This is a genomic window from Okeania sp., assembly GCF_983059655.1.
Window position 1 is genome coordinate 3,937 of the sequence record NZ_CEZPJD010000513.1, and the last position, 1,832, is coordinate 5,768.

The window sequence follows — 1,832 nt, forward strand, 5'->3', positions numbered from 1 at the left end:
TTTTAACAGTCTGTAGTTGGATGCAGGCTGTTTTATTTTTAACTTTGCTAGACTTGAAGAAAGGATAAATAGGGAAAAGTTTTTTTAGGTTTGTCTTTTTCTTTTGGGTTTATAAAAATTGTCACTATAGTTAGGACATCGGGTCATTTCAGTTATCAATTGTAAATATGATGATTCATAACGCGAGCAAGATGCTCGCACTAATTTTCCTAATGGGACTTATATCATGTTCGGTTGAATACTTACACTTTGGAGGAAGGAAGGCAGCTATGCTGAAGGCAGAAGGCAGAAAGGAAGAAAAGGTTAAAAGGGATAAAGTTTTTTTATAACTGATTATCCGAACATGATATTATACCATTTCTCCATGAAGTTGCACTTAATATAAAGATGACAATAGTCACTTTAATAAGGTCTGAGCAATAATTATTAAGCGCATTGTTACAGAGAAATGGTATTACACAAAATAGAGGTAGAAAATAGGCTCAAATATAGACAGGAATAGTCTTTCAGGTCAAAAAGGCGTAAATCCTTAATTACCCAGGGTTCTAGGCATTTTTAGGTCATTGAGGTAATTCCCTTTTCCTTCTTCCTTCTTCCTTCTTCCTTCTTCAAGAATAGAATTGACTGGCCCAACTTCGAGACTGACGCACAGGACCATCATCTTGATATAAAGGTGGATTATGAATATCTTTTTTATTCTCTAAAATACTAACATCTTGTTCAAAAGTTTCTAAAACATCTTGTTTTAACATCTTATTTAAAATCAAGCTTAAAGGAAAAGGTAGAACTTTCTTCACACTATAAAATATTGCAATATCAAGATACTCATTATCTATAGGTGTTCCTGTAAAAATAGTCAACAAACCTAGCTTTAATTTTCCTTCTGTCCAGTAAAAACTAACATCATAAGCAGGTCCGTAATAAATAGTAGTAACTGAGCCATCTTCTAATACTAATTTTCCTGCTGCTAAAGAAGATAAATTATATTTCTGAGACATTCTATGAGTTAACATTGGTCCGTCAATTTGTACCCCATGACTATGAGCGCTTTTAAAAGTACGGCTGTGCAAATTATATAGGTGAGAAACATCTACACTGTTATCCATATAATCTTGAAGGGTAGTACGTACTTTCCACTGACGGACTAAACGTAGGGGAGTCCATTCTTGAGAAATGAGTTCTGGTATTTGAGGTATTTCCCAGTCTGGCAGTTTTCCTTGATGGTGATGGTACATCATGATGAGACCATTAAGTTCAAGTACAGGCCAGCTTTGTATTTTTGCTTTGGGTTTGGGTTTATCTGGATAAGGAATAGCAGCACATTCTCCATTTGTATCCCAGAGCCAACCATGGTAAGGACATCTCAGAGTTTGGCCTTGTATTCTACCTCCATGAGCCAGATGAGCGCCTAAGTGGGGACAATGGGCATCAAAAATATGAGGTTTGCCATCTTCTGTACGAAATAGTACAAAGTCTTTTCCGAAGTAATGAAGTGGCATGACTCCTTTGGCAGATAAATCTTCACTTCTAGCAACGCGAAACCAGCTATTGGGTAGGTTTGAATACATAATTATTTGCTGTTAAAGGTAGACAAAAATCAGCTATTAGTGTAGTTGTATAGCGCTCGCTTGCCAAGGTTAACGAAGTCAGAAGTCAGAAGTCAGAAGTCAGAAGTTATTTTAGTAACGGGGATTTGAGCCCCGCTCCAAAAATATTACGCCTTAAAAGGCGGGGTTGCGCGACCCATATTATTTTGATAAAGATGAAAAAATATAAAAATTGATTGACAAAATATAAATTATTTATTAAATCAAAAAGTATTTTGGTAAGGG

Annotated in this window: 1 protein-coding gene; it reads right to left on the bottom strand. The window is 35.7% G+C overall.

From position 1 onward, the window contains the following. Window positions 1-608 precede the first annotated feature (608 nt). Window positions 609-1,568: an aromatic ring-hydroxylating dioxygenase subunit alpha gene (locus AC3DU7_RS23085; protein ID WP_488041638.1), complete on the bottom strand. Its 960-nt coding sequence runs from the start codon at window positions 1,566-1,568 to the stop codon at window positions 609-611. Window positions 1,569-1,832 lie beyond the last annotated feature (264 nt).

Coding starts and splice junctions, on each gene's coding strand:
- AC3DU7_RS23085 (WP_488041638.1), bottom strand. CDS start 1,568: ATGTATTCAAACCTACCCAATAGCTGGTTTCGCGTTGCTAGAAGTGAA.